The 24023-nt window shown below is 65.6% G+C and carries 25 protein-coding genes and 1 pseudogene; 15 read left to right on the top strand and 11 right to left on the bottom strand.

The genetic code is table 11. The annotated features are described in order from the left end of the window. Positions 1–28 precede the first annotated feature (28 nt). From flhF to F6X40_RS08275, 3 genes are read left to right on the top strand one after another with little or no spacing between them, the layout of a single operon-like run. Positions 29–2080 (top strand): flagellar biosynthesis protein FlhF, encoded by a 2052-nt coding sequence (gene flhF, locus F6X40_RS08285; protein ID WP_187627406.1) that lies wholly within the window; start codon positions 29–31, stop codon positions 2078–2080. Continuing rightward, positions 2073–2942, top strand: a complete 870-nt coding sequence (locus F6X40_RS08280) for a MinD/ParA family protein (protein WP_184069763.1) — start codon at positions 2073–2075, stop codon at positions 2940–2942. Before flhF ends, F6X40_RS08280 begins: the two co-directional genes overlap by 8 nt. A 30-nt stretch (positions 2943–2972) precedes the next feature. After that, the gene (locus F6X40_RS08275; protein WP_090802497.1) at positions 2973–3707 is read left to right on the top strand and encodes an RNA polymerase sigma factor FliA; all 735 of its coding nucleotides are present in this window, start codon (positions 2973–2975) and stop codon (positions 3705–3707) included. Between the two features lie 93 nt (positions 3708–3800). Here F6X40_RS08275 and F6X40_RS08270 read toward each other — a convergent pair whose 3' ends face one another. From F6X40_RS08270 to flgA, 5 genes are all read right to left on the bottom strand, one after another. Beyond that, complete coding sequence (locus tag F6X40_RS08270) at positions 3801–4211, bottom strand: type II toxin-antitoxin system HicB family antitoxin (protein WP_090802498.1); 411 nt, start codon at positions 4209–4211, stop codon at positions 3801–3803. Beyond that, entirely contained in the window at positions 4208–4390 is a 183-nt protein-coding gene (locus F6X40_RS08265; protein WP_013090886.1) for a type II toxin-antitoxin system HicA family toxin, read from the bottom strand. The genes F6X40_RS08270 and F6X40_RS08265 overlap by 4 nt, the downstream gene beginning before the upstream one ends. 290 nt (positions 4391–4680) lie before the next feature. Next, positions 4681–5127 (bottom strand): flagella synthesis protein FlgN, encoded by a 447-nt coding sequence (locus F6X40_RS08260; protein WP_187627405.1) that lies wholly within the window; start codon positions 5125–5127, stop codon positions 4681–4683. 94 nt (positions 5128–5221) lie between these two features. Next, positions 5222–5581 carry a flagellar biosynthesis anti-sigma factor FlgM gene (flgM, locus tag F6X40_RS08255; protein WP_184069761.1) on the bottom strand — a complete coding sequence of 120 codons (360 nt, stop codon included), beginning with the start codon at positions 5579–5581 and terminating at the stop codon, positions 5222–5224. A 177-nt stretch (positions 5582–5758) separates the two neighbouring features. Next, the gene (flgA, locus tag F6X40_RS08250; protein ID WP_187627404.1) at positions 5759–7234 is read right to left on the bottom strand and encodes a flagellar basal body P-ring formation chaperone FlgA; all 1476 of its coding nucleotides are present in this window, start codon (positions 7232–7234) and stop codon (positions 5759–5761) included. A 218-nt stretch (positions 7235–7452) separates the two neighbouring features. Between flgA and flgB the strand changes: the two genes are divergently transcribed. The 12 genes and pseudogenes from flgB to flgL all read left to right on the top strand — a co-directional run bounded on the left by flgB (position 7453) and on the right by flgL (position 19984). Continuing rightward, on the top strand, positions 7453–7953 hold the full coding sequence (gene flgB, locus F6X40_RS08245) for a flagellar basal body rod protein FlgB (RefSeq protein WP_090802505.1): 501 nt from the start codon (positions 7453–7455) through the stop codon (positions 7951–7953). 128 nt (positions 7954–8081) lie between these two features. Further along, positions 8082–8507: a flagellar basal body rod protein FlgC gene (gene flgC / locus F6X40_RS08240; protein ID WP_187627403.1), complete on the top strand. Its 426-nt coding sequence runs from the start codon at positions 8082–8084 to the stop codon at positions 8505–8507. Between the two features lie 10 nt (positions 8508–8517). Continuing rightward, entirely contained in the window at positions 8518–9252 is a 735-nt protein-coding gene (locus F6X40_RS08235) for a flagellar hook assembly protein FlgD (RefSeq protein WP_184069757.1), read from the top strand. 43 nt (positions 9253–9295) lie between these two features. Then, positions 9296–10810 (top strand): flagellar hook protein FlgE, encoded by a 1515-nt coding sequence (locus F6X40_RS08230; RefSeq protein ID WP_187627402.1) that lies wholly within the window; start codon positions 9296–9298, stop codon positions 10808–10810. 17 nt (positions 10811–10827) lie between these two features. Then, a pseudogene (flgF, locus tag F6X40_RS08225) lies at positions 10828–11581 on the top strand (flagellar basal-body rod protein FlgF). Positions 11582–11685: 104 nt separating this feature from the next. Further along, positions 11686–12474 carry a flagellar basal-body rod protein FlgG gene (gene flgG / locus F6X40_RS08220; protein ID WP_184069751.1) on the top strand — a complete coding sequence of 263 codons (789 nt, stop codon included), beginning with the start codon at positions 11686–11688 and terminating at the stop codon, positions 12472–12474. Positions 12475–12503: 29 nt separating this feature from the next. After that, the gene (flgH, locus tag F6X40_RS08215; RefSeq protein ID WP_184069942.1) at positions 12504–13202 is read left to right on the top strand and encodes a flagellar basal body L-ring protein FlgH; all 699 of its coding nucleotides are present in this window, start codon (positions 12504–12506) and stop codon (positions 13200–13202) included. A 2-nt stretch (positions 13203–13204) separates the two neighbouring features. Next, positions 13205–14374 (top strand): flagellar basal body P-ring protein FlgI, encoded by a 1170-nt coding sequence (locus F6X40_RS08210; protein WP_316251797.1) that lies wholly within the window; start codon positions 13205–13207, stop codon positions 14372–14374. 12 nt (positions 14375–14386) lie between these two features. Continuing rightward, a complete protein-coding gene (gene flgJ / locus F6X40_RS08205; RefSeq protein ID WP_187627401.1) occupies positions 14387–15391 on the top strand; it encodes a flagellar assembly peptidoglycan hydrolase FlgJ in 1005 nt (334 codons plus the stop codon). A gap of 353 nt (positions 15392–15744) precedes the next feature. Then, on the top strand, positions 15745–16518 hold the full coding sequence (locus F6X40_RS08200; RefSeq protein WP_184069747.1) for a flagellar brake protein: 774 nt from the start codon (positions 15745–15747) through the stop codon (positions 16516–16518). Between the two features lie 235 nt (positions 16519–16753). After that, entirely contained in the window at positions 16754–18748 is a 1995-nt protein-coding gene (flgK, locus tag F6X40_RS08195) for a flagellar hook-associated protein FlgK (protein WP_187627400.1), read from the top strand. 9 nt (positions 18749–18757) lie between these two features. Then, positions 18758–19984, top strand: a complete 1227-nt coding sequence (gene flgL, locus F6X40_RS08190; protein WP_187627399.1) for a flagellar hook-associated protein FlgL — start codon at positions 18758–18760, stop codon at positions 19982–19984. A 67-nt stretch (positions 19985–20051) separates the two neighbouring features. On the opposite strand, the gene fliR is transcribed toward flgL, so the two are convergent. The 6 genes from fliR to fliM are packed head-to-tail and all read right to left on the bottom strand — an operon-like array spanning position 20052 to position 23970. Next, positions 20052–20834, bottom strand: a complete 783-nt coding sequence (fliR, locus tag F6X40_RS08185; protein ID WP_187627398.1) for a flagellar biosynthetic protein FliR — start codon at positions 20832–20834, stop codon at positions 20052–20054. A gap of 31 nt (positions 20835–20865) precedes the next feature. Further along, on the bottom strand, positions 20866–21135 hold the full coding sequence (fliQ, locus tag F6X40_RS08180; protein WP_090802525.1) for a flagellar biosynthesis protein FliQ: 270 nt from the start codon (positions 21133–21135) through the stop codon (positions 20866–20868). 34 nt (positions 21136–21169) lie between these two features. After that, positions 21170–21979 (bottom strand): flagellar type III secretion system pore protein FliP, encoded by an 810-nt coding sequence (gene fliP, locus F6X40_RS08175; RefSeq protein ID WP_187627397.1) that lies wholly within the window; start codon positions 21977–21979, stop codon positions 21170–21172. Further along, a complete protein-coding gene (fliO, locus tag F6X40_RS08170; protein ID WP_187627396.1) occupies positions 21979–22518 on the bottom strand; it encodes a flagellar biosynthetic protein FliO in 540 nt (179 codons plus the stop codon). Before fliO ends, fliP begins: the two co-directional genes overlap by 1 nt. Beyond that, on the bottom strand, positions 22515–22979 hold the full coding sequence (gene fliN, locus F6X40_RS08165) for a flagellar motor switch protein FliN (protein WP_090802529.1): 465 nt from the start codon (positions 22977–22979) through the stop codon (positions 22515–22517). The genes fliO and fliN overlap by 4 nt, the downstream gene beginning before the upstream one ends. Continuing rightward, on the bottom strand, positions 22972–23970 hold the full coding sequence (gene fliM, locus F6X40_RS08160; RefSeq protein ID WP_184051834.1) for a flagellar motor switch protein FliM: 999 nt from the start codon (positions 23968–23970) through the stop codon (positions 22972–22974). Before fliM ends, fliN begins: the two co-directional genes overlap by 8 nt. Positions 23971–24023: the final 53 nt, after the last annotated feature.

Raw genomic sequence — 24023 nt, 5'->3', positions numbered from 1 at the left:
AGTCCGTATACCTCATCGGGGGTCCAGCTTGAACATTCGTAAATTTGTCGGTGCTACCAGTCGCGATGCGTTGCGTCTCGTTCGCGAAGCACTTGGCCCCGATGCGGTCGTGCTGTCGAATCGCACGATGGACGACGGCAGCGTCGAAATCGTCGCGCTCGCCGATAGCGATCTCGCCGCGATCACGCCGAAAGCGCGCGAAGGCGCGCAGGCCGCGGCGCTCGGCACGGGCTCAGGTGCGGCATCGACGCGGGCCCCGCGCGGCTTGTTCGCGGCGCCGACGAATCCATACGCGAGCGCAATGCCGGACGTGTTTTCGTCGGTGTTCGGCGCGAGCCCGGAAGCGGGTGGTGAAGCGACGCCGGCGATCGAGCCGGCGAATGCGGCTGCGGATTTCATGGCCGGCTCGGTGAACAGGACGGCGCTCAATTCGGCGGTCAATTCGGCCGTCAGCCAGGCGCTCAGCATGTCCGCGAATCAAGCAGCGTCCGCCGCCGCGTGGCCCGGCAATTCGCCAATCGGCCCGGCGACGCTGGGCGCGACCGGCGCGTCCGCGGCCATCGCGACAGGCCCCGCGCCCGCCGTGAGCCAGTCGGCGTCCAGCGCGGCCACATCGTTCAACGCACCGGCCACGCCCGCCGCTGCCGCCACGCCTTCCGGCGCGAGCGCCCGCGCCGCGGCCGCGCGCCTGTCGAAAGACATCCGCGCGGATTTGCTGAAAGCTGCCGGCGTGCCGGTACCGCCGGCAATCCCATCGAGCGAAGCCGCCGCGCCGCGCACGATGGCCGAGTCGAATCCGTGGCTCATCGATCACGCGCGCCGCCTCGCGGCCGAGCAGCAGCAACAGGGCGGCCAATACAGCGCACGCCCCGCCGCGATGACGCCCGCCGTCGCGACCGCCAAAGGCCTCGGCAGCGCAGTCGACGCGCGGCCGGCCGCCGTGCCGCCGGTGATCGACACGCCCGACTGGGCGCGCGAAGCCGCCGAAGCCGCTGCGCGCCGCGCCGCTCAGAAGATCGCGCCCGTGCCGTCCGCTACTGACGAAAGCCGCACGCCGTCCGCCGTCGCCGAAGCGATCAAGGGGCGCATGGAGCAGGTCGTCAAGGACACCGTGATGAACGAGTTGTCGTCGATGCGCGACATGATGGAAGAGCACTTCGCGGGTCTGCTGTGGGGCGATCGACAGCGCCGCAGTCCCGCACGCGCCGCGCTCACCAAGCACCTGTTCGCCGCCGGCTTTTCCGCGCAGCTCGTGCAGATGCTGGTCGACAAGCTGCCCGAAGATGTCGACACGATGGACGGCGGCATGGACTGGGTGCGCTCGGTGCTCGAGTCGAACCTGCCGGTGATGGAGGACGAAGACGCGCTGATGGAGCGCGGCGGCGTATTCGCGCTGATGGGGCCGACCGGCGTCGGCAAGACGACGACCACCGCGAAGCTCGCAGCGCGCTGCGTGATGCGCTTCGGCGCGAGCAAGGTGGCGCTGTTGACGACCGACAGCTACCGCATCGGCGGTCATGAACAGCTGCGCATCTTCGGCAAGATTCTCGGCGTTTCGGTGCATGCGGTGAAGGACAGCGCCGATCTGCAGCTCGCGCTCTCGGAGTTGCGCAACAAACACATCGTGCTGATCGACACGATCGGTATGAGCCAGCGCGACCGGCTCGTGTCCGACCAGATCGCGATGCTAAGCCGCGCCGGCCAGCCGGTGCAGCGTCTGTTGCTGCTCAACGCGACGAGCCACGGCGACACGTTGAACGAGGTCGTGCAGGCGTATCAGCGCGCGCCGGACCAGCAGCCGCTCGCCGGCTGCATTCTGACCAAGCTCGACGAAGCGACTAACCTCGGCGGCGTGCTCGATACGGTGATCCGCTACAAGCTGCCGGTGCATTACGTATCGACCGGACAGAAGGTGCCGGAGAACCTTTACGTCGCGACGAAGAAATTCCTGATCAAGAGCACCTTCTGCATTCCGCGCGACAGCTCGCCGTTCGTGCCGCACGACGACGACATCCCCGCTTTGCTGTCCTCGCTGTCCGCACGTTCGACGGCCGAGCTGCACGAGGTTCGCTTTGGATAAGTTCGTTTCGGATCAAGCCGAAGGGTTGCGGCGGCTGCTCGGGCGCGGCGGCGCGCGCGTGATCGCGTTGGCGGGTGCGTCGTCGGGCATCGGTAATACGACCGTGGCGGTCAACCTCGCGGCGGCGCTCGCACAGCAGGGCAAGGACGTGCTGGTGATCGACGAATGCGTCGGTGAGAAGTCGGTGAGCGCGATGCTTGGCGGCTTGCGCGGCGCGGGCAACTTCGCGGCGGTGATGCGCGGCGAGAGCCCGGTCGATTTTGCCGCCGCGCGTCACGCGCTCGGTTTTTCGGTGCTGTCCGCCTCGCGCAACAACCGCGAGGGGCATACGGAGGCCGAACTCGGTGTGCTGCTCGGCGGCTCGGCCGATATCGTGCTGATCGACGCGCAGCTCGACGACGAAGGGCATCTGTCGCCGCTCGCCAAGCAGGCGCATGACGTGATGATCGTCGCGCGCATGTCGGGCGAGGCGATCACCGAGGCCTATGCGTGCATCAAGCGTTTGCATTACGCGCACGCGATCGCGCAGTTGCGCGTGCTCGCGAATCACGTGCAAAGCGCCAACGACGCGCAAGCCGCGTTCGCGAATCTCGCCGGCGTGGCCGGCCGTTACCTGACCGTCGCGTTGGAAAACGCCGGCTGCATTGCGGCCGACGTGCGCATCGCCCGGGCACTCGAGCTGTCGCGCTGCGTGGTCGACGCGTTTCCGTCGACACCGGCCGCGCGCGACTTCCGCCATCTCGCCGCCGAATTGCAGTACTGGCCGATGCGGCCAGCGATGTCGTCGCAAACGCCCTGGCGGGCGCCCGCGACAGTTACAGCGGCGCACCACGCCGACCAACCGTCCGCGCATCACGCTTGAAAGGCGTGCACGAAGGACAAGGGGAGCACGATGTACAACGCTCAGGGAAAGATTTCTCAGGCCGAAGTTTTGACGAAGTACGCACCGCTCGTGCGTCGACTCGGCTTGCAGCTTGTCGCGAAAATGCCGGCGAGCGTCGATCTCGACGACCTGATCCAGGCCGGCATGATCGGTTTGCTGGATGCCGCCGGCCGCTACAAGGAAGACCAGGGCGCGCAGTTCGAGACCTATGCCAGCCAGCGGATTCGCGGCGCGATGCTCGACGAGCTGCGCAGCAACGACTGGCTGCCGCGCAGCCTGCGCCGCACGTCGCGCGAAGTGGAATCCGCGGTGCACAAGGTGGAGCAGAACCTCGGCCGCTCGGCGAGCGAGGCGGAGGTCGCCGAGCACCTGCAAATGCCGCTCGACGAATATCAGTCGATGCTGCAGGACCTGCATGGCAGCCAGCTGATCTACTACGAAGACTTCGACCGCTCCGCCGACGACGAACCTTTTCTGGACCGCTACTGCGTCGATCATTCCGATCCGCTCTCGGCGCTGCTCGACGACAGCCTGCGCTCGGCGCTCATCGAAGCGATCGACCGCTTGCCGGAGCGCGAGAAGCTGCTGATGTCGCTGTACTACGAGCGCGGCATGAATCTGCGCGAGATCGGCGCGGTGATGGAAGTCAGCGAATCGCGCGTGTGCCAGTTGCATAGCCAGGCCGTGGCACGCCTGCGCGCCCGACTGCGCGAAATGGCCTGGGCGAACGCCGAAGCGAACTGACGCCACCGCGGCGCCGCACGCCGTATTTCAAACGCTGCCTGCAGATGCGGCGGTGCGCCGATGCCGATGCGCGCCTGTGCCGCCTGCCGTTGCTCAGGCGTTCGCCATCTCATGCTCGGCGGCGAGCGCGAGAAACGCCGAGCGCGACATACCGCGCGCCTGCGCATACGCGTCGATCTCCTGCACCAGCACCTCGGGCAGCGAGATGTTGATGCGAACCGCCTTCTTCAACGCCGGAATATTGCGCGTCGTCACGAATCCCCATGTGAACCCCGCGAACTCGGGATTGCGCCGATGCTCGCCTAGCGTGAGAGGCTCGGGCAGCGGCAGCCCTTCGTCGAGCAAGGTTTCGAGATGCGATTCGATTGCCTCTTTCGCGTTCACATACGCTTGTTCGAGCGTGTCGCCCGCGGAGTAGCAGCCTGGAATATCGGGCACCACGACGCCGAACGCGTGCGTGTTGTCTCCGGGTTCGATGGCGATCGGAAAGATCAGATGCTTCATTTGAGCCCCGCCTGTTTCAGAATGCTGTTCAGGGTGCCGGCCGGCAAATCTTTTTTCGGATGCGGGACGGTCACGAGCCCCCGTTTTCCCGCGTGCCTGAAATGATGGTGACTGCCCGCTATGCGGACGAGCTGCCAGCCATTCGCTTGAATCAATTTGACGACCTCGGCACTGTTCATACATCATACCCTCCATTATACACACGCCTACACAAACTAACGAGCAAGCAAGATTCGGCCCGTCGAATTGCGGCCGCGTCGAAGCCGCGGCGTTGGCGAAAGCTCGAACGAGGTCACCATTTCAACGTGACGAGGTGGACTAGCGCCAGCTAGCCGAACGGCTAACGCAGCGCGGAACGGACAGGGAAGTGGGTGGAAAAGCGGCGGCGGAAAACGAAAAAGCCCGTCGATGACGGGCTTTTTCATTCATTTCGTAGATTGCTCGATTGCAGGCCGGGCAGGCGGGCCGATCAAAGTCCCGAATAAGTCGGAACTCGTCCATCCGGCCCGTACAGATTCGTCTTGCGCGGCACGTTGACTTGCAGCGCCTTTAGCGCGCGCTCGTTGTAGTCCATCCGCACGCGAATCAGCTCGCCGTTGTTGGTGTTGACGCGCCGCGCGCGATCCGCGGCTTTCTGCAGCAGCTTCCATTGCGTCGCGACGCGCGCGTCGGTGCTGGCCGCGAGCTCCATGCCGGACCAGCCGGTCGGAAAGCCGAGTTCAGCCAGATGCGAGTCGCGCGCGGCTTCGAGCCTCGCGAGCACGCCGATCAGCTCGGTTTTCTTCTCGACGATCGCCGGCAACTGCTCCAGCGGCGAGACCGCCGTCAGCGCTTTGGTTTCGAGAGTGAGGATCGAGGCGAATGCCTCGACGGTCGAATATTCTTCGATCAGGGTAGCAACGAGGGCGTCTTTCATATCAACAACTCGCTACGCACACTGGCTCGCGAACGGCGCGCGAACCGGGTTGGTCGGACGCCGCCCGGCAGATCACCGCGCGGCGAAATGCCGATCAGTTGCCGGTCGACGAGGTTTTGTTCTGCAACAGGTCGCGCGCCGTCTGCAGCACGCCGTCGGCGATCTTGCCGGAGTCGATCTGCAGCTTGCCGTCCTTGATCGCCTGCTTGATCGACTCGACGTGCGCGGTGTCGATGTCGGCCGAGCCGGAGGCCGCGAGGCTGCGCAGATGCTGCGACAGACCCGACAGGCTCACGCTCGTGTCGTCCGACGCGCTGCTCGCGGCCGGCGCGGCCGTGCTCGTCGCGCCCTGCGTGGTGCTGGCTGCCGGCGTGGCTTCGTCGCTCTGCGGCGAACGGGACAAAGCGTCTTTCAACGACGGCAGATTTGAAGAGGTGGTGGGATCGACTTTCACGATTGGCTTCCCTAACGATTTGATCCTGATAACGGCAACCGCTGATCAAAACTTTAGCGCAATCGCTCGACACCTGGCTCGCCGCCAGGTGGCCATCTACCGCTTTTAATCCCTGTTCGTCTGCCCTGGCCACCGGGGCGCCGGCCGTTTCGACGGTGCTCGTTGCCGCCAGCCCGCTCACATCGGGATCTCCACCGTGCCGCCGTCCTTGACGATGCCGGAGATGATCTGGCCGTTGGCGGTCTTCACGCGCACCTGCTGGCCCGGCGACGCGTTGTTCATCGCGCTGCCCTCGGACGAGATCGAGAAACCGTCGCCGGCCGCGATGACCCGCACGGTCTGGCCGAACACCACCGCCGACGCGCTCTTCAGCATGTCGCGGCGCAGCGGCATGCCGCCCGCGACGCGCACGAGCGAGACCGAGCCGACCGCTTGCGACGGGTCGGTGACGATCGCCTGCGGCAGGCCGGTCAGGTCGCCTTCGCGCGCGACGAGGTCGGCGGCCGTGAGCACTTCGCCCGGCGCCATCGCGCGGGCGGCGAGGTAGTAGGTCGCATGCAGCGAGATGCGCGCCTGCAGATAGATGGTCCACGGCCGCTCGCCCACGCAGCGCACGCCGACCGTCAGCCGGCCCCACAGGCGCGCGCCGGTCGGCATGAACGGTTCGAGCGACGTGCACGCGGCGAGGCCGCGCGGAAACGCGGACGCGACAGTGATGTCGGCCTTGCCGGGCAGGCCGACGGCCTGCTGTTGCAGGAACGCGAGCGCGCTCGCGTGAATCGCTTCCGGGTCCTGCTGGCCTGGCAGCGGCGCGGCTTGCGCAGCCGTCGCGGCGGTAGCGGTCTGCGGCGTTCTCTGTGCAATGACGGCCGCCGGCTGGCGCGAGCCAGGCGACGTCGCGGGTGTTCTCGCGATCCCGGGATGCGCCGGCTGCGCCGCAGCGGCCGCGATCGGCTTGCCATTCGCGCCGAACTCGGGTGGCTCGCCGCGCGCGGCGAGACTGTCGAAACCGTCGCCTTGCGGCGCATTGGCCGCGACCAGGCGCTGATTCGCGACGCTGGCGGCCGGGCCCGCTTCGACATCGACGCGCGCGACGCCCGACGCCCCAGTGCTGGCCGCCGGCGGAATCGTCACGACGCCGTTGGCGTCCGGTTTGAAGTTGGTGCGGATGATGGCCGGCGCGGCGGCAGCGGGCTCGCCCGCGCCCGGAATGACGATCGCGCCGCTTGCGCTCGCGGCACGCCCGAACGTATCGGTGTCGCGCGACCCGCTCGCGCGGCCGAGCGACTGTGCGGTCGCCGCCGCGAGCGACGCCGCCGACGCGCTGCGCTGCGCCGGCGTCTGAATCCGTTGCGCGAGATCGTTCAGCGCGGCGGGATTTTTCTCGGCGGGCCCGGCAATCACGATCGGGCCGCCCGCATCCTGCGCCTGGGTCGTAGCCGGCAGCAACACGATGCCGCCCGCAACCCATACCGCGACGTTGACGGCCGCCCGCGTCAGGCAATGCGCAAGGCAACGCGAGAAAGAGCGCGGCACCGGCCGGGCGAGCGCGCCCTCCGAACCATCGCCCCGTTCATCGGCCCGGCCACCCCCCACGCGACGCATCGTCGTGCCGCTCGCCGGCTGCGGCAAGGTGTTGGTGGGCTGGTCCATCGCGGGTCTCCATCGAATGCATCGGTACGCCTTGCATTCTAGTGAGCCCCGCTTTCGCGCAAACGTTGAATAGAAGCCCCCTTTCCCGGTTATTCGTCCGATTGCCGCTTGCGCGCGGCCCATAAGATGCATCACATGCAAAAAGGCCTTCGCACCCGCCGCGTGTCTCTCACGATGCGCACACGGGACGGCCTTGGAAACGTTCTCGGGAGATTCCGATGCTGGACAAGCTCGATGCCGAATTCGCATTCGGCCGGCAGGCGATGGATGTGCGCGCATACCGGCAGGAACTGCTGTCGTCGAATATCGCGAACGCCGACACGCCCGGCTACAAGGCGCGCGATATCGACTTCGCGTCGTCGCTCGCCGGCGCGCTGAAGAAGACGGGCGGCAGCACCGCCGGCCAAGGCGCATCGAACAGCTCGACGCTCGCGATGACGCAACCCGCGGGCGTGACGAGCGGCATGTCGATGAACACGACCGAGGCCGGCCACATGAGCGGTAAGGCCACGCTGACGGCGACGGGCGGCAGCCCCGACGATTACGGCAACCTGCAATACCGGATTCCGCTGCAGCCGGCGCTCGACGGCAACACGGTCGACGTCGACACCGAGCGCGTGCAGTTCGCCGACAACACGGTGCACTTCGAGTCGGGTATGACGGTCGTGTCGAACCAGATCAAGACGATGCTGTCGGCCATCACGTCGGGCTCGTCGTAAGCCGGGCACGAGCACGGCACCCAGGCAGGGCGCATAGCAGCTGAACACAGGCAGCATGCACGCACGAACAGAAACGCTACGGGACTTAACGTAAAGCCGGTGCGAACCGGCAGGAGAGGTCAGGAAACATGCCATCCCTGATGAACATTTTTGGTGTCGCGGGTTCCGCGATGTCGGCGCAGTCGGAGCGGCTCAACGTGACGGCGTCGAACCTGGCCAACGCGGACAGCACGACGGGCCCCGACGGTCAGCCGTATAAGGCCAAGCAGGTCGTGTTCGCGGTGAGCCCGCTCGGCGGCGCGCGCACACGCTCCGGCCAGCAGGTCGGCGGCGTGCAGGTGACGGGCGTGGTCGACGATCCGTCGCCGATGAAGACCGCGTACGAGCCCGGCAATCCGGCCGCCGACGCGGACGGCTACGTGACGCTGCCCAACGTCGACCCGGTGCAGGAGATGGTCAACATGATCTCGGCCTCGCGCTCGTACCAGGCCAACGTCGAAACACTGAACACCGCCAAAACCCTGATGCTGAAAACGCTCACGATCGGAACCTGAGGAGAGAGCCTTGACCACCAACACCACGATCGGCGGCAGCGGCACGACCGTTTCGCAGACGCTGCTCGACACGATGAACGGCACGAGCAGCAGCTCGAGCGCAACCAGCTCGACGAGCAGCACGTCGAGCAGCACGTCGGGCACGTCGGCGGCGGACCTGCAGACCACCTTTCTGCAGCTGCTCGTCGCGCAAATGCAGAACCAGGACCCGACCAATCCGATGGACAGCTCGCAGATGACCTCGCAGCTCGCCCAGATCAGCACGGTGCAGGGCATCAGCCAGCTCAATACGTCGCTCTCCTCGCTGTCGACTCAGCTGTCGGCGGGCCAGCAGTCGCAGGCCGCGCTGCTGATCGGTTCGACCGTGCTCGCACCGGGCAACTCGATCACCGTGGCGAGCGGCAAGACGAACGAGTTCGGCGTCACGCTCGCGAACTCCGTCAGCGACCTGCAGATCGTCGTGAAGAACTCGGCCGGCACGATCGTCAACACGCTCGATCTCGGCAAGCAGTCGGCCGGCACGATTCCGGTTGGCTGGACGCCGACCGATTCGGCGGGCAACCCGCTCGCCGACGGCACCTACACGATCACCGCGACAGGCTCGATCAACGGCCAGCAGGCGACGGCTACCACGCTCACCGGCGCGACGGTGCAAAGCGTCGTCCAGCAGAGCAGCGGCACGCCGGGCCTCGTGCTGTCGAACGGCTCGACGGTCGACCTGACCAGCGTCGCAGCGATCCTGTAGTCCGGATCCATTCAGTTACGACTTTACAGATACGGAGTACGTCATGAGTTACCAAACAGGTTTGAGCGGTCTGTCGGCGTCGTCGAGCGATCTCGACGTGATCGGCAACAACATCGCCAACGCCAACACCGTCGGCTTCAAGAGCGGCACCGCGGAATTCGCCGACATGTACGCCAATTCGGTCGCGACCGCGACGAGCCAGCAGATCGGTATCGGTACGCAACTCTCCGAAGTGCAGCAGCAATTCTCGCAAGGCACGCTCACGACGACGAACCAGGCGCTGAACGTCGCGATCAACGGCAACGGCTTCTTCCAGATGTCGAACAACGGCACGCTGACCTATTCGCGCAACGGCGTGTTTCAGCTCGACAAGAACGGCTTCATCACGAACGCGCAGGGCCTCGATCTGATGGGCTACGCGGCCAATAGCTCGGGCATCGTCAACACCGCGCAGACCGTGCCGCTGCAGGTGCCGACCGCGAACATCGCGCCGCAGGCGACCACCTCGATCACCGCGGGCCTGAACCTGAACGCGCAGGACAACATCATGCTCGGCGCGCCGACGGCGACGCCGGGCGGCACCAACGCCGGCACGCTGAGTACGACCGGCGCGACGATCACCAACGCGGCAGCGGGCACCAACACCGACCAGTACACGATCAACTTCACGAGCCCGACCACCTACACGGTCACGGACAACACGCTCGGCACGACCACGGCGTCGCAGCCCTACACGGCCGGCACCGCGATCACGCTCGGCAACGGCGAGAGCATCACGTTCAGCGGCACGCCGGTGGCCAACGACAGCTACACGATCACGCAGAACCCGACCGCGTTCAACCAGAACAGCTCGTCGACCTACAACTACTCGACGAGCACGACGGTCTACGACACGCTCGGCGGCTCGCAGACCGTCAATATGTACTTCGCGAAGACGGGCTCGGGCACATGGAACGTGTACGCGGGCCCGTCGACCGGCACCGCTTCCCTGATCGGCACGGCGAACTTCAATTCGTCGGGCACGCTGGTCAGCACGACCGACGCGACGACCGGCCTCGCGACCGCGACGCTCGGCGCGTTCACCATGTCGCTTCCGACCACCGACGGTTCGGGCACGCCGCAGAACGTCACGCTGAACATGGCCGGCACCACGCAGTACGGCGGCAAGGACGGCGTGAACAGCCTGTCGACCAACGGCTACGCGGCGGGCCAACTGACGAGCTTCACGGTCGGCTCCGACGGCACGCTGACCGGCAACTACTCGAACGGCCAGACCGCGGCGCTCGGCCAGATCGTGCTCGCGAACTTCTCGAACCAGAACGGCCTCGTCGACCTCGGCAACAACGAGTACGGCCAGACGGCTGCCTCGGGCGTCGCGCAGATCTCGACGCCGGGCTCGACCAATCACGGCGTGCTGCAAGGCGGCGCGGTCGAGAACTCGAACGTCGATCTGACGAGCGAGCTGGTCAACCTGATCACCGCGCAACGCAACTATCAGGCGAACGCGCAGACGATCAAGACCCAGCAGGCCGTCGACCAGACCCTGATCAACCTGTAAGCGAACGGGACCTCTTCATGGATCGGCTGATCTACACCGCGATGTCGGGCAGCGCGCAGGCGCTCGAACAGCAGGCGATCGTCGCGAACAACCTCGCGAACGCGTCGACCACGGGCTTTCGCGCGCAGCTCGAAACCTTCCGTGCCGATGTCGTTCGGCGACGGCAGCACGATCAACGGCGACACGACCCGCACCTTCGTGCTGTCGTCGACACCGGGCGCCGACTATACGCCGGGGCCGATCCAGCAGACGGGCAATCCGCTCGACGTCGCGATTCAGGGGCCGGGCTGGCTGTCGGTGCAGACCGCCGACGGCAACGAGGCCTACACGCGCGCGGGCAATCTGCACATCGACGAAAACGGCCAGCTCGTGAACGCGACCAATCAGGTCGTGCTCGGCAACGGCGGGCCGGTATCGGTGCCGCCGGGCGCGCAGATCACGGTCGGCAAGGACGGCACGGTGTCGGCGCTGACGCCTGGCGATCCGCCCACCGCCGTGGTCACCGTCGATCAGCTGAAGCTGGTCAATCCCGATCCGCAGTCGCTCACGCGCGGCGATGACGGTCTGTTTCGCACCGCCGACGGCAATCCCGCCGACGCCGATCCGACCGTGACGCTCGCGCCGGCGTCGCTCGAAGGCAGCAACGTGAATCCGGTCAGCGCGATGGTCTCGATGATCACCAACGCGCGCCAGTTCCAGATGCAGACGCAGTTGTTGGAAAACGCCGACAAGAACGATCAGTCCGCCAACCAGCTGCTCAGCTTCAGCTAACGGATTGCCGCGGGGCGCCCTTCGAGGCGCGCTCCGAGACCGCTTTGCATGGGGCCGGAGCAAGCGCTAAAGCGTCAATTTCGCCCGACATTGGAGAACCATAAGTGAACCGCTCACTGTATATCGCCGCTACCGGCATGAATGCGCAACAGTCGCAGATGGACGTGATCTCGAACAACCTCGCGAACGTCAGCACCAACGGCTTCAAGGGCTCGCGCGCGGTGTTCGAGGATCTGCTGTACCAGACCATCCGCCAGCCGGGCGCGAACTCGACGCAGCAAACCGAACTGCCGTCCGGCATCCAGCTCGGCACCGGCGTGCAACAGGTCGCGACCGAGCGTCTGTACACGCAGGGCAACCTGCAGCAGACCGGCAACTCGAAGGACGTCGCGATCAACGGCGGGGGCTTCTTCCAGGTGCAAATGCCCGACGGCACGACCGCCTACACGCGCGACGGCTCGTTCCAGACCAACGCGCAGGGTCAGCTCGTCACGTCGAGCGGCTACCAGGTGATTCCGGCGATCACGATCCCGACCAATGCCACCTCGCTGACGATCGGCAGCGACGGCGCGGTGTCGATCACCGTGGCCAACTCGAGCAATACGCAGCAGCTCGGCACGATGCAGCTCGCGACCTTCATCAACCCGGCCGGCCTCGACGCCAAGGGCGAGAACCTGTTCTCGGAGACGGCGTCGTCGGGTGCGCCGAACGTGTCGCAGCCGGGTCTGAACGGCGCGGGCACGCTCAACCAGGGTTACGTGGAAGCGTCGAACGTGAATGTCGTGCAGGAACTGGTGAACATGATCCAGACGCAGCGCGCGTACGAAATCAACAGCAAGGCCGTGACGACCTCCGACCAGATGCTGCAGACCTTGAGCCAGATGCAGGTTTGAGGACTGGAAATTTAAGGCGGTAAACGATGATGTCGCACTCCACTCGCACTCCGGTTCATTCGCGCACGGCCGAGGCGCTCGTGCAGCTCACGCTGCTCGCCGCGCTCGGCGGCTGTGCCCAACTGCCGAGGGAACCGATCACCCAGCAGCCGATGAGCGCGGTGCCGCCGCTGCCGCCGCAGACGCAGGCGCCGGGCTCGATCTACAACCCGGGCTACGCGGGTCGGCCGCTGTTCGAAGACCAGCGGCCACGCAACGTAGGCGACATCATCACGATCGTGATCTCCGAGAACATCAACGCGACGAAGAACTCGGGCGCGAATGCGAGCCGCGACGGCAGCACGAAGTTCAGCGTGCCGACTTCGGGCTTTCTCAGCGGCCTGTTCGCCAAGACCAACCTGAACGCGACCGGCTCCAACGGCTTTACCGGCACCGGCGGCGCGAACGCGTCGAATACGTTCAACGGCACGATCACGGTGACCGTGACCGGCGTGCAGGCGAACGGCAACCTGGTCGTGAGCGGTGAGAAGCAGATGCTGATCAATCAGGGCAATGAATTCGTGCGCTTTTCCGGTGTCGTGAATCCCAACACGATTTCGAGTCTGAACGCCGTGTACTCGACCCAGGTCGCCGACGCGAAAATCGAATACTCCGCGAAGGGTTACATCAACGAAGCGGAGACCATGGGCTGGCTGCAGCGGTTCTTCCTCAACGTGGCGCCGTGGTGATCATGGGTACTGTCTTCAACACGCTGTCGCGCGCGGGCCGCGCACTGATGTTCGTCGCGCTGGCCTGCGCGACGCTGCCGGCCGTGACGCCGGCGCACGCGGAGCGCCTGAAGGACCTCGTGCAGATCCAGGGCGTGCGCGACAACCCGCTGATCGGCTACGGCCTCGTGGTCGGCCTCGACGGCACCGGCGACCAGACCACGCAGACACCGTTCACGACGCAGACGCTCGCGAACATGCTCGCGAACCTCGGCATCTCGATCAACAACCAGGCGGCGGGCTCCAGCAACTCGCAGTCGTCGCTGTCGAACATCCAGCTGAAGAACGTCGCCGCGGTGATGGTGACCGCGGTGCTGCCGCCGTTCGCGCGGCCGGGCGAAGCGATCGACATCACGGTGTCGTCGCTCGGCAATGCGAAAAGCCTGCGCGGCGGCACGCTGCTGCTCACGCCGCTGAAGGGCGCCGACGGCCAGGTGTATGCGCTCGGCCAGGGCAACGTCGCCGTGGGCGGCGCGGGCGCGAGCGCGAACGGCAGCAAGGTGCAGGTCAACCAGCTCGCCGCGGGGCGCATCACCAGCGGCGCGATCGTCGAGCGCTCGGTGCCGACGGCGGTGTCGCAGGCGGGCACCATGCAGCTCGACCTGAACGACATGGACTACGACACCACGCAGCGCGTCGTCGCGGCGATCGACAACGCGTTCGGCAGCGGCACCGCGACCGCGCTCGACGGCCGCACGATCCAGCTGCGCGCGCCGGCCGATCCGCAGCAGCAGGTCTCGTTCATGGCGCAATTGCAGAACCTCCAAGTGCGGCCCGGGCAGGCCGCCGCGAAGGTCATCCTGAACGCCCGCACCGGCTCGATCGTGATGAACCAGATGGTCACGCTGCAGAACTGCGCGGTCGCGCACGGCAATCTGTCGGTCGTGATCAATACGCAGCCGGTGGTGAGCCAGCCGGGCGCGTTCTCGAACGGCCGCACGGTGGTCGCGCAGCAGTCGCAGATCCAGATGAAGCAGGACAACGGCTCGCTGAAACTCGTGAACGCCGGTGCGAACCTCGCCGAAGTGGTGAAGGCGCTCAACGCGCTCGGCGCGACGCCCGCGGATCTGATGTCGATCCTGCAGGCCATGAAAGCAGCCGGCGCATTGCGCGCCGACCTTGAAATCATCTAAGGAGCACGCGGGATGAATTCCGATACGACCAATAGCGTCAACTCCGCCAACGATCTGACCAGCCGGTTCGCGCTCGACGTGCAAGGCTTCGGCGCACTCAACGCGCAGGCGAAGGCCTCGCCGCAAGCCGGCATGAAGATGGCCGCGCAGCAGTTCGACGCCGTGTTCACGCAGATGATGTTGAAGAGCATGCGCGATGCAACGCCGCAGGACGGTCCGTTCGATTCGCACGACACGGCGACGTTCACGTCGATGATGGATCAGCAGATGGCGCAGCAGCTGTCGAAGAAGGGCATCGGCGTCGCCGACGCGATGCTCAAGCAGCTGATGCGCAACCAGGGCATGCAGGTGGGTGGCGCGAACGGCGCGGGCGCGGCGGGTGGTCTCGCCGGCATGGCCAACGCGCTCGGCGGCGGTAGCGGCGGCGACGAAGGCCAGAGCGCGGCGCTCAACGCGCTCGCGCGTGCCTACGGCAACGCCCAGGCCAACGGTCAGCTCGGGCTCGGCCGCGCCTACTCGGCCAATAGCGCGCTGACGCCGCCGGTGCGCGGCGACGGCAGCTCGTCGAAGGTCGACGCGTTCGTCGACAAGCTCGCCCTGCCGGCGCAGGCCGCGAGCGCGGCGACCGGCATTCCGGCGCGCTTCATCATCGGTCAGGCCGCGCTCGAATCGGGCTGGGGCAAGAGCGAGATCAAGAAGGCCGACGGCTCGACGAGCCACAACGTGTTCGGCATCAAGGCGGGCAACGACTGGACCGGCAAGACCGTGTCGACGGTCACGACCGAATACGTGAACGGCAAGCCGCAGCGCACGGTCGAGAAATTCCGCGCGTACGACTCGTACGAGGAAGCGATGACCGATTACTCGAGCATGTTGAAGAGCAATCCGCGTTACGCGCAGGTGATCAATTCGTCGCGCGACGTGAACGGTTTTGCGAACGGCATGCAGCGCGCCGGTTATGCAACCGATCCGCATTACGCGAAAAAGCTGCTGTCGATCATGCAGAAAATGGGCTGATTAAAAATAACGCACGCGACGGGCATTAAAGCGGTTTTAAAGGTGTCGGTAAAAGCGGCGATAAAAGCAGCAAAAAAGCGGCATCGGTAAAAAGCTCCGCGAGGTCCGGGGCGAGCAAGGTCGCGGAAAATAGGGCAGATACGCTTTTAACGTTTGCGCGAAATTTTCCGGCGAATATTTAAATTGAGCCCCTAAATTTTGGCTCGATGCTGCCGCTAACGAGTTAGACCCGATACCGGAATAGCGCTGTAAGGTCCGGTCGAACGCGTGTGTTGCGGCTTTGCATGAAGACCCTCAGAGTCCATGGCTAGGCCCTGGCACGTGCCCGCAAGAACATGCTTACCGGCAAGCCCATGGATATGAACCAGTCGAACGGCCTGATTGACACGAACGGTCAGCCGCACGTCCCGCAAAACGAGAGCGCTTCCGATTTCGGCCGCCGCAATCCGCTGGAAATCGGCGTGCAGCTGCGCAATATCGTCAATCGCGGCGATTTCCTCACCGTCGAATATGCGGGCGGGCAGATCGTCACGCGCCTGCTCGACGTCGACGTGCGCGAGCGCACCTTCACCTTCGATTGGGGCGCGCTTGCCGATCAGAACAAGGGGCTGCTCAACGCGCCGCGCTGCCAGTTCCACGCGTCGCCCGACGGCGTGCGCGTCGAGTTCACGACCCCGACGCCACGCGAGACGCGCTTCGAGGGAATGCCGGCGTTCGAGGCCGACTTCCCCGAGGTGCTGTTCTACGTGCAGCGCCGCGAGTACTTCCGCGTCGCCGCGCCGATTCTCGACCCGTTCATGTGTACGGGCCGCCTGCCCGAGGGCGACACGTTTCGCTTCGAGGTGCACGACCTGTCGCTTGGCGGCGTCGGGATGCGCACGACCGACCTGCGCGTCGCCGCGCTGCCGATGGGCGCGCGCCTGATGGACTGCGAGCTCACGCTCGGCGCGCTCGGCCGTCTGTCGCTCGATCTGCAGCTCGTGTCGCATCGCTCGCTCGCGCTGCCGAACGGTACGCAGCGCTATCAGCTCGGCTTCCGTTTCCTGTCGCTGCCGGGCAGCGCGGAAAACACGCTGCAGCGGCTGATCACGCAGCTCGAAATGAAGCGCCGCTCGCTGGCGCGCTGAGCGGCGAGCCAACGCGCGGTGCCGTGCGCGCGACGCCCGGCACCGCGCGAACGCTTTGGCCGACGAAGCAAACGTTGCACTCGCATCGGAGGCAACAGCGCGGCAACGTCGCGCAAACGTCGCGGCGAGCGCAAACGAAGTGGAATGGCCCTCAATTTTTTGCACGTCGGGCCGTTAAAGAGGATGTTCCACTAACGCGGTGGCATGTCTGCGATGCCGCCCTTCAGGATGACGCATGTCCAGCAATCTGTTGAATATCGGCCTTAGCGGACTCAACGCGGCCCAATGGGGTTTGACGACGACTGGTGAGAACATCAGCAACGCGTCGACACCCGGCTATACGATGGAAACCCCGGTGTATTCGGAGACAGGCGGCACGTATACCGGCTCCGGCTACCTGCCGATGGGCGTCTCCACCGACACCGTGACGCGCGCGTACAGCCAGTACCTGACGACCCAGCTGAACAACGCGCAGTCGTCGAGCAGCGCGCTCACCGCGTACAACACGATGATCACCCAGCTCAACAACCTCGTCGGCAGTCCGACCGCCGGGATTGCGAGCGCGATCAGCGGTTACTTCACGGGGCTGCAGAACGTCGCCAACAACGCGTCGAGCGTGTCGGCGCGGCAGACCGCGATCAGCGACGCGCAGACGCTCGCGAACCAGATCAACGCGGCGGGCCAGCAGTACGACCAGTTGCGCTCGAGCGTCAACACGCAGCTGAGCAACTCTGTTGCGCAGATCAACACCTACACCGCGCAGATCGCGTCGCTGAATACGCAGATCACGCAGGCGAGCAACCAGGGCCAGCCGCCGAACCAGCTGCTCGACGCACGCGACCAGGCGGTGTCGAACCTGTCCCAGCTGATCGGCGTGTCGGTCGTGCAGGACAACGGCAGCTATAGCCTGTTCATGTCGAGCGGACAGCCGCTCGTGCTGGCCGGCAACAGCTTCAATCTCGGCACGGCGACTTCGTCGGGTGATCCGAGCGAGCTGTCGGTCCAGTATCTCGGCCAGGCCGGGGCAAAGCCGACACCGACGCCGCAGACGCTGCCCGACACGAGCGTGTCCGGCGGCACGCTGGGCGGACTGCTGCAATTCCGCTCGCAAACGCTCGATCCGGCCGAGGCGCAACTCGGCGCGATCGCGACCAGCTTCGCCGCGCAGGTCAATGCGCAGAACGAACTCGGCCTGACGCTGAACGGCACCGCGGGCGGCGCGCTGTTCACGGTCGGCTCGCCGACCGTGTACGCGAACTCGCAGAACACCGGCAACGCGACGCTCGGCGTCTCGTTCGCCGACGCGACCCAGCCGACCACGGGCGACTACACGCTGTCGTACAACGGCAGCACCTACACGCTGACCGACAACCAGACCGGCAGCATCGTCGGTTCGGCGGCGAACCTGACCAACCCGATCGGCGGCCTGCAGTTCTCGGTCGCGAGCGGCACGATGAAGGCCGGCGACTCGTTCTCGGTCGAACCGACCCGCGGCGCGCTCGACGGCTTCGCGCTGACCACCACGTCGGCGTCGGCAATCGCGGCCGCGGCGCCGGTGCTCGCCTCGGCGTCGACGTCGAACACCGGCACCGGGACGATCACGCAAGGCACGGTATCTGCCGGCTACAGCGCGCCGACCAGCACCTCGACGATCACTTACACCGCGGGCACCGGCCTGACCGGCTTCCCGGTCGGCACGGTGGTGACAGTCGCCGGCTCGCCGTCCACGCAGTACACGATCAGCTCGGCGACGACCGCGGTGCCATACTCGCCGAGCTTGGGCGCGACGCTGACGATCACCAACCCGAGCAATTCGACGAGCGCGGGCGTGATGAACAACGTGACGGTCACGATCAGCGGCACGCCCGCCAACGGCGACTCGTTCACGATCGGACCGAACACCGGCGCGACCAACGACGGCCGCAACGCGCAACTGCTGTCGAACCTGACTTCGGCGCAGGCGCTCGACGGCGGCACCTCGACGCTGACGGGCGCGTACGCGAGCTACGTCAACAACATCGGCAACCAGACCACGCAGATCCAGACCTCGGCGACCGCGCAAAGCACGCTCGTCACGCAGATCACGTCGGCGCAGCAGTCGGTGTCGGGCGTCAATATCAATGAGGAAGCGGCCAACCTGCTTCAGTACCAGCAGCTCTATCAGGCCAACAGCAAGGTCATCCAGACGGCGCAGACGCTGTTCCAGACTTTGCTTGGCATCTTCTCGTAAGGCGGAACCATGCGAATTTCGACCCAGCAGTACTTCAGCATGAACGTCGCGAACATGAGCAATCAGCAGGCTCAGTTGTCGCAGATCTATCAGGAAATCTCGAGCGGCCAGAGCCTGACCACGCCCGCCGACAATCCGCTCGGCGCCGCGCAGGCCGTGCAGCTCAGCTCGACGGCGTCCGCGCTGTCGCAGTACGCGACGAACCAGAACGCGGCGCTCACGTCGTTGCAGGCCGAGGACTCGACGCTCTCCAACGTCATCACGACGTTGCAAAGCGCGAACACGTTAGGCCTGCGCGCCGGCGACGGCAGTTTGAACGACGCCGACCGCACGGCGATCGCTGCGCAGCTGACCGCCCTGCGCGACCAGCTCGTCACCTCCGCGAATGCGACCGACGGCTCGGGCAATGCGCTGTTCGCCGGTTTCCAGAATTCGACCCAGGCCTTCACGACCGATGCGGCCGGCAACGTCACCTATACGGGCGACACGGGCACGCGCACCGTGCAGGTCACCGGCAGCAACGCGGTCTCGACCGGTGACAATGGGCTGTCGGTGTTCATGAGCGTCGGCGCGACCAACGCGCAGCCGATCGCCTCGGGCGACCCGGCCAATACCGGCAGCGGCGTGATCGGCGCGGTGTCGGTCAAGGATCCGACCAACGCGGGGAACGCGGACTCGTACCAGATCCAGTTCAGCGGCAGCGGCAGCTCGCTCACCTACACGGTCACTGACACCACGACCGGCGTCGCGGGTACGGCGCAGCCGTACACGGCGGGCTCGGACATCACGATCGCGGGCCAGACCGTCGAAATCACAGGCACGCCGGCGGCCAACGACACATTCACGGTGCAGCCGGCCAACCAGGCGGGCACCAACGTGTTCGCGAACCTGAACGCGATGATCGCCGCGCTCCAGCAGCCGGTGAGCGGCAACCCCGCGGCCTCGGCGAACCTGCAGAACGCGTTGAATACGGGCCTGTCGCAGCTTGGCAACACGCTGAACAACGTCACCGCGGTGCAGGCATCGGTCGGCGGCCGCGAGCAGGAAGTCAAGGCGCTGCAAACGGTTACGGAGACCAACTCACTGCAAACGCAAAGCGATCTCGCGGACCTGACCCAGACCGACATGGTCTCGACGATCAGCAAGTACTCGATGGAGCAGGCGGCCTTGCAGGCTTCGCAGCAAGCGTTCGTGCAGATCCAGAACATGTCGCTGTTCCAGTACATCAACAGCTGATGCCGCTGCGGCGGCGCAATAAAGAAACCGGCGCGAGCCGGTTTTTTTATGTCCGCGATTTTCGGCGTTATCCCAGCGCCGCCGCGACCCGTCCCATCTCATCGATGCCGTTATCGAACAAGCGCACGAAGAACGGGATCATGTTCGGCAGCATCAGCTGCACGAGCAGCAGGCCGACCAGCATCGTCAGCGGAAAGCCGATCTGGAACACGCCGATCTGCGGCGCCGCGCGATTGAGAATGCCGAGCGCGAGGTTCGCGATCAGCAGTGCGACGACGACCGGCAACGCGAGCAGCAGCCCCGCCGAGAAGATCGAGCCGCCCCAGTGCGCGAGCGTCTGCCAACCGTGCGGCGCGAGCAGGTTCGCCGACACCGGCACCGACTGGAACGTCGTCACGAGCGCGGCGATCATCTGCAGATGACCGTCGACGGCGAGAAACACCAGCGTTGCGATCGTCGTCATGTAGCGTGAGATCACGACGCCCGAGCCGGTCGCCTGCTGGTCGAAGAAGGTCGCGAAGCCAAGGCCCATGCCGAGGCCGATGAAGTAGCCGGTCGCGTCGATCGCCTGGAACACGACCTGCATCGTCACGCCGAGCGCGATGCCGATCAGGAACTGGTTGACGAGAATCCACACGCCGGCCGCGGAAAACACGGTGACTTGCGGCAGCGCGCCGATCGTCGGGGCGACGATGATCGTCGCGAACGCGGCGAGACCGATTTTCACGCGCGAGGGCAGCGACATGTTGCCGAGCACCGGCGCGGTCGCGATCAGCGCGGCGATGCGCGCGAACGGCCACAGGAACGCGGTCAGCCAGACGTTCAGTTGCGCGTAGGTGACCGTGAACATGGAGTGGGGAGGGCAGACGTGCCAGCGGCGCTCAGTTGACGAGCGTCGGAATGCTGGTGATCGTGTGGCGCAGATAGTCGAGCATCGTGGTCAGCATCCATGGTCCGGCGATTACGAGCGTGAGCGCGATCGCGAGCAGCTTCGGGATGAACGACAGCGTGCTTTCGTTGATCTGCGTGGCAGCCTGGAACAGGCTCACGACCAGACCGACGACGAGCGCGACGAGCAGCAGCGGGGCGGCCAGCACGAGGCCGACGTACATGGCCTGGTGGGCCAGCGTCATGACTGCTTCGGGTGTCATCGTGAGTGCCTGAGGAACAAGGAGTCAAAAAATATCAGACGAAGCTCTGCGCGAGCGAGCCGAGCAGCAACTGCCAGCCGTCGACGAGCACGAACAGCATCAGCTTGAACGGCAGTGAAATCGTCGCCGGCGACACCATCATCATGCCCATCGACATCAGCACGCTCGCGACCACCATGTCGATGATCAGGAACGGAATGAAGATCGTGAAGCCGATCGTGAAGCCGGTCTTCAACTCGCTCGTCACGAACGACGGCACCAGCAGCGACAGCGGCACGTCTTCGGGCCCCTGCATCGGCGCCGCGTGGGAGATGCGCGCGAACAGCGCAAGGTCGCTTTCGCGAGTCTGACGCAGCATGAAGGTCTTGAACGGCGCGACGCCGCGCGCCACCGCCTGATCCATCGACATCGTGCCTTCGGAGAACGGCCTGTAACCTTCGTTATAGGCTTTATCGAGCACCGGCGACATCACGAACAGCGTCAGAAACAGCGCGAGACCGACGACCACCTGGTTCGGCGGCGTCGTGGTCGTGCCGAGCGCCTGGCGCAGCAGCGACAACACGATCACGATGCGCGTGAAGCTCGTCATCATCAGCACCATCGCGGGCAGGAACGACAGCATCGTGAGCAGCAGCATCGTCTGCACGCTCAGCGAGTAGGTCGTGCCGCCGTTGGGGCCGGGGCTCGTCGTGAACGCCGGCAGGCCGGCGGTTTGCGCGAAAGACAGCGTCGGCAGCGCGAACAGCAGTGCCGGCAGCGCGAGTTGAAGCGCTGCGGGGAGCGCCCGCCCCGCACGGCGCGTAAGCGTGAAGAACCAGGCTGACTGCCTGAAGCTGACCTGCATTACCGATCCCCGCCGCGGTGCGCGTTGAAACGTTTGCCCACTTCGCCTTTCAGGGCGTCGCGAAAGCGTTGACCAAAAGTGCCGGAAAGCGGTGCTGGCGAAGCGGCAACCGTATCGGCCGCGACGGAACCCGCCGGCATCGTATGCAGCAGTCGCACGTTGCCGGGCGCGGCGCCGAGCACCAGCCACGTATCGCCGATCTCGACGACCGCGACGCGTTCCTTGCCACCGAGCGAAGCGCCGCCGACCGTCTTCACGAGGCCGCCGCGCTGGCCCGGTTGCAGGCCGAAGCGTCGCGCGAGCCACGCGCAGCCGAACACGAGGCCGATCACGACCGCAAGCCCGACGAAGGTTTGCAGGACCGCGCCGACGCCGAGCGCCGGCACTGCGCTGCCCGCGCCGACACCGGAGGCGATCTTCGCGGCGTTGTTGACCGCGTTCATGTCGGCGGCGTGCGCGACGGTGGACGCGACGGTGGACGCGACGGTGGACGCGAAAAACGACGCGAGCAGCACGCCGCGACCTGCCAAACGTTTCATCGATTGAGTTTCCGGATGCGTTCGGACGGCGTGATGATGTCGGTCAGCCGGATACCGAACTTGTCGTTGACGACCACCACCTCGCCCTGCGCGATCAGGCAGCCGTTGACGAGCACGTCCATCGGCTCGCCGGCCATGCCGTCGAGTTCGACGACCGAGCCCTGCGCGAGCTGTAGCAGATTGCGGATCGCGATCTTGGTGCGGCCGAGTTCGACCGTCATCTGGACGGGAATGTCCAGGATCATGTCGATGTCGTTGTGCGTCGAGGTCGGCGCGGCCTTCGACAGCGGCTGGAACACGGCGCCCGCGGCCGGGTTGATTTCGTCGTTGCCGTTCTGCTCGGCGAGCGCGCTTGCCCAGTCGGCCATCGCCGCGTCGTCTTCCACGGCGGACAGCTCGCCGGCGGCGAGTTGCTCGGCTGCCGCGAGATCGGTCTCGGGCTTTGCGTTCAGGTCACTCATATCCACCTTCCTTCATCGTGTCGGCTGCGCTGATCATCTTCTGGACCCGCAACGCGTACTGACCATTGAAAATTCCGTAGCCGCATTCCATCACCGGCACGCCGTCTACTTTCGCGGTGATGTGCTCGGGGATGTTGATCGGCAGAACATCGCCTTTGCGCATGTTCAGGATCTGTTCGAACGTGACCGGCACCTGCGCGAGATCGGCGCTCAGCTGCACTTCGGCGGCCTGCACCTGCTGCGACAGCACGCGCACCCAGCGTCGGTCGACGTCCATCGCCTCGCCCTGGATCGGCGACGAGAGAATGTCGCGGATCGGCTCGATCATCGAGTAGGGCATGCAGATGTGCAGCGTGCCGCCCGTCGAGCCGAACTCGATCGAGAACTGCGTGACGATGACGATTTCGTTCGGCGTCGCGACGTTGGCGAACTGCGTGTGCATTTCCGAGCGCACGTATTCGAACTGCAGCGGACGCACGCTCTTCCATGACGCCGCGTAGTGCTCGAACGTCAGATTGAGCAGCTTCGTGATGATGCGCTGCTCGGTCTGCGTGAAATCGCGTCCTTCGACGCGCGTATGGAAACGGCCGTCGCCGCCGAACAGGTTGTCGACCACGAAGAACACGAGGTTCGGATCGAACACGAACAGCGACGTGCCGCGCAGCGGCTTCACGTGGACCAGGTTCAGGTTGGTCGGGATCGGCAGGTTGCGCGTGAACTCGCTGTACTTCTGCACCTTCACCGGGCCGACGGAAATTTCCGCCGAGCGCCGCATGAAGTTGAAAATGCCGACGCGCAACAGGCGCGCGAAGCGGTCGTTGATGATTTCGAGGCCCGGCATCCGGCCACGGACGATACGTTCCTGCGTCGCGATGTTGTACGGCCGCACGCCCGTGCGGTCGTGTTGCTCGGATTCCGTGTCGGATTCGCCGGTGACGCCCTTCAGAAGGGCATCGACCTCCTCCTGGGACATGAACTCTTCGTGGCCCATTGCTTATTCCTCGTGCGTCCCTTGGCGATTGATGATGGCAGCGCTTGACAACG

The sequence above is a fragment of the Paraburkholderia sp. UCT31 genome (assembly GCF_014397655.1).
Lineage (GTDB): Bacteria > Pseudomonadota > Gammaproteobacteria > Burkholderiales > Burkholderiaceae > Paraburkholderia > Paraburkholderia tuberum.
This window is presented reverse-complemented; position numbering and strand designations above follow the sequence as displayed.

Excerpts from the sequence above, each read along its gene's own strand:
- F6X40_RS08200 (WP_184069747.1), top strand. The coding sequence starts at position 15,745 with ATGGATATGAACCAGTCGAACGGCCTGATTGACACGAACGGTCAGCCG.
- flgC (WP_187627403.1), top strand. The coding sequence starts at position 8,082 with ATGCCATCCCTGATGAACATTTTTGGTGTCGCGGGTTCCGCGATGTCG.
- fliM (WP_184051834.1), bottom strand. The coding sequence starts at position 23,970 with ATGGGCCACGAAGAGTTCATGTCCCAGGAGGAGGTCGATGCCCTTCTG.
- F6X40_RS08260 (WP_187627405.1), bottom strand. The coding sequence starts at position 5,127 with ATGAAAGACGCCCTCGTTGCTACCCTGATCGAAGAATATTCGACCGTC.
- F6X40_RS08230 (WP_187627402.1), top strand. The coding sequence starts at position 9,296 with ATGAGTTACCAAACAGGTTTGAGCGGTCTGTCGGCGTCGTCGAGCGAT.
- fliO (WP_187627396.1), bottom strand. The coding sequence starts at position 22,518 with ATGAAACGTTTGGCAGGTCGCGGCGTGCTGCTCGCGTCGTTTTTCGCG.
- F6X40_RS08265 (WP_013090886.1), bottom strand. The coding sequence starts at position 4,390 with ATGAACAGTGCCGAGGTCGTCAAATTGATTCAAGCGAATGGCTGGCAG.
- fliQ (WP_090802525.1), bottom strand. The coding sequence starts at position 21,135 with ATGACACCCGAAGCAGTCATGACGCTGGCCCACCAGGCCATGTACGTC.
- fliN (WP_090802529.1), bottom strand. The coding sequence starts at position 22,979 with ATGAGTGACCTGAACGCAAAGCCCGAGACCGATCTCGCGGCAGCCGAG.
- flgJ (WP_187627401.1), top strand. The coding sequence starts at position 14,387 with ATGAATTCCGATACGACCAATAGCGTCAACTCCGCCAACGATCTGACC.
- F6X40_RS08275 (WP_090802497.1), top strand. The coding sequence starts at position 2,973 with ATGTACAACGCTCAGGGAAAGATTTCTCAGGCCGAAGTTTTGACGAAG.
- flgK (WP_187627400.1), top strand. The coding sequence starts at position 16,754 with ATGTCCAGCAATCTGTTGAATATCGGCCTTAGCGGACTCAACGCGGCC.
- flgH (WP_184069942.1), top strand. The coding sequence starts at position 12,504 with ATGTCGCACTCCACTCGCACTCCGGTTCATTCGCGCACGGCCGAGGCG.
- F6X40_RS08270 (WP_090802498.1), bottom strand. The coding sequence starts at position 4,211 with ATGAAGCATCTGATCTTTCCGATCGCCATCGAACCCGGAGACAACACG.
- flgB (WP_090802505.1), top strand. The coding sequence starts at position 7,453 with ATGCTGGACAAGCTCGATGCCGAATTCGCATTCGGCCGGCAGGCGATG.
- F6X40_RS08210 (WP_316251797.1), top strand. The coding sequence starts at position 13,205 with ATGGGTACTGTCTTCAACACGCTGTCGCGCGCGGGCCGCGCACTGATG.
- flgL (WP_187627399.1), top strand. The coding sequence starts at position 18,758 with ATGCGAATTTCGACCCAGCAGTACTTCAGCATGAACGTCGCGAACATG.
- flgA (WP_187627404.1), bottom strand. The coding sequence starts at position 7,234 with ATGGACCAGCCCACCAACACCTTGCCGCAGCCGGCGAGCGGCACGACG.
- fliR (WP_187627398.1), bottom strand. The coding sequence starts at position 20,834 with ATGTTCACGGTCACCTACGCGCAACTGAACGTCTGGCTGACCGCGTTC.
- fliP (WP_187627397.1), bottom strand. The coding sequence starts at position 21,979 with ATGCAGGTCAGCTTCAGGCAGTCAGCCTGGTTCTTCACGCTTACGCGC.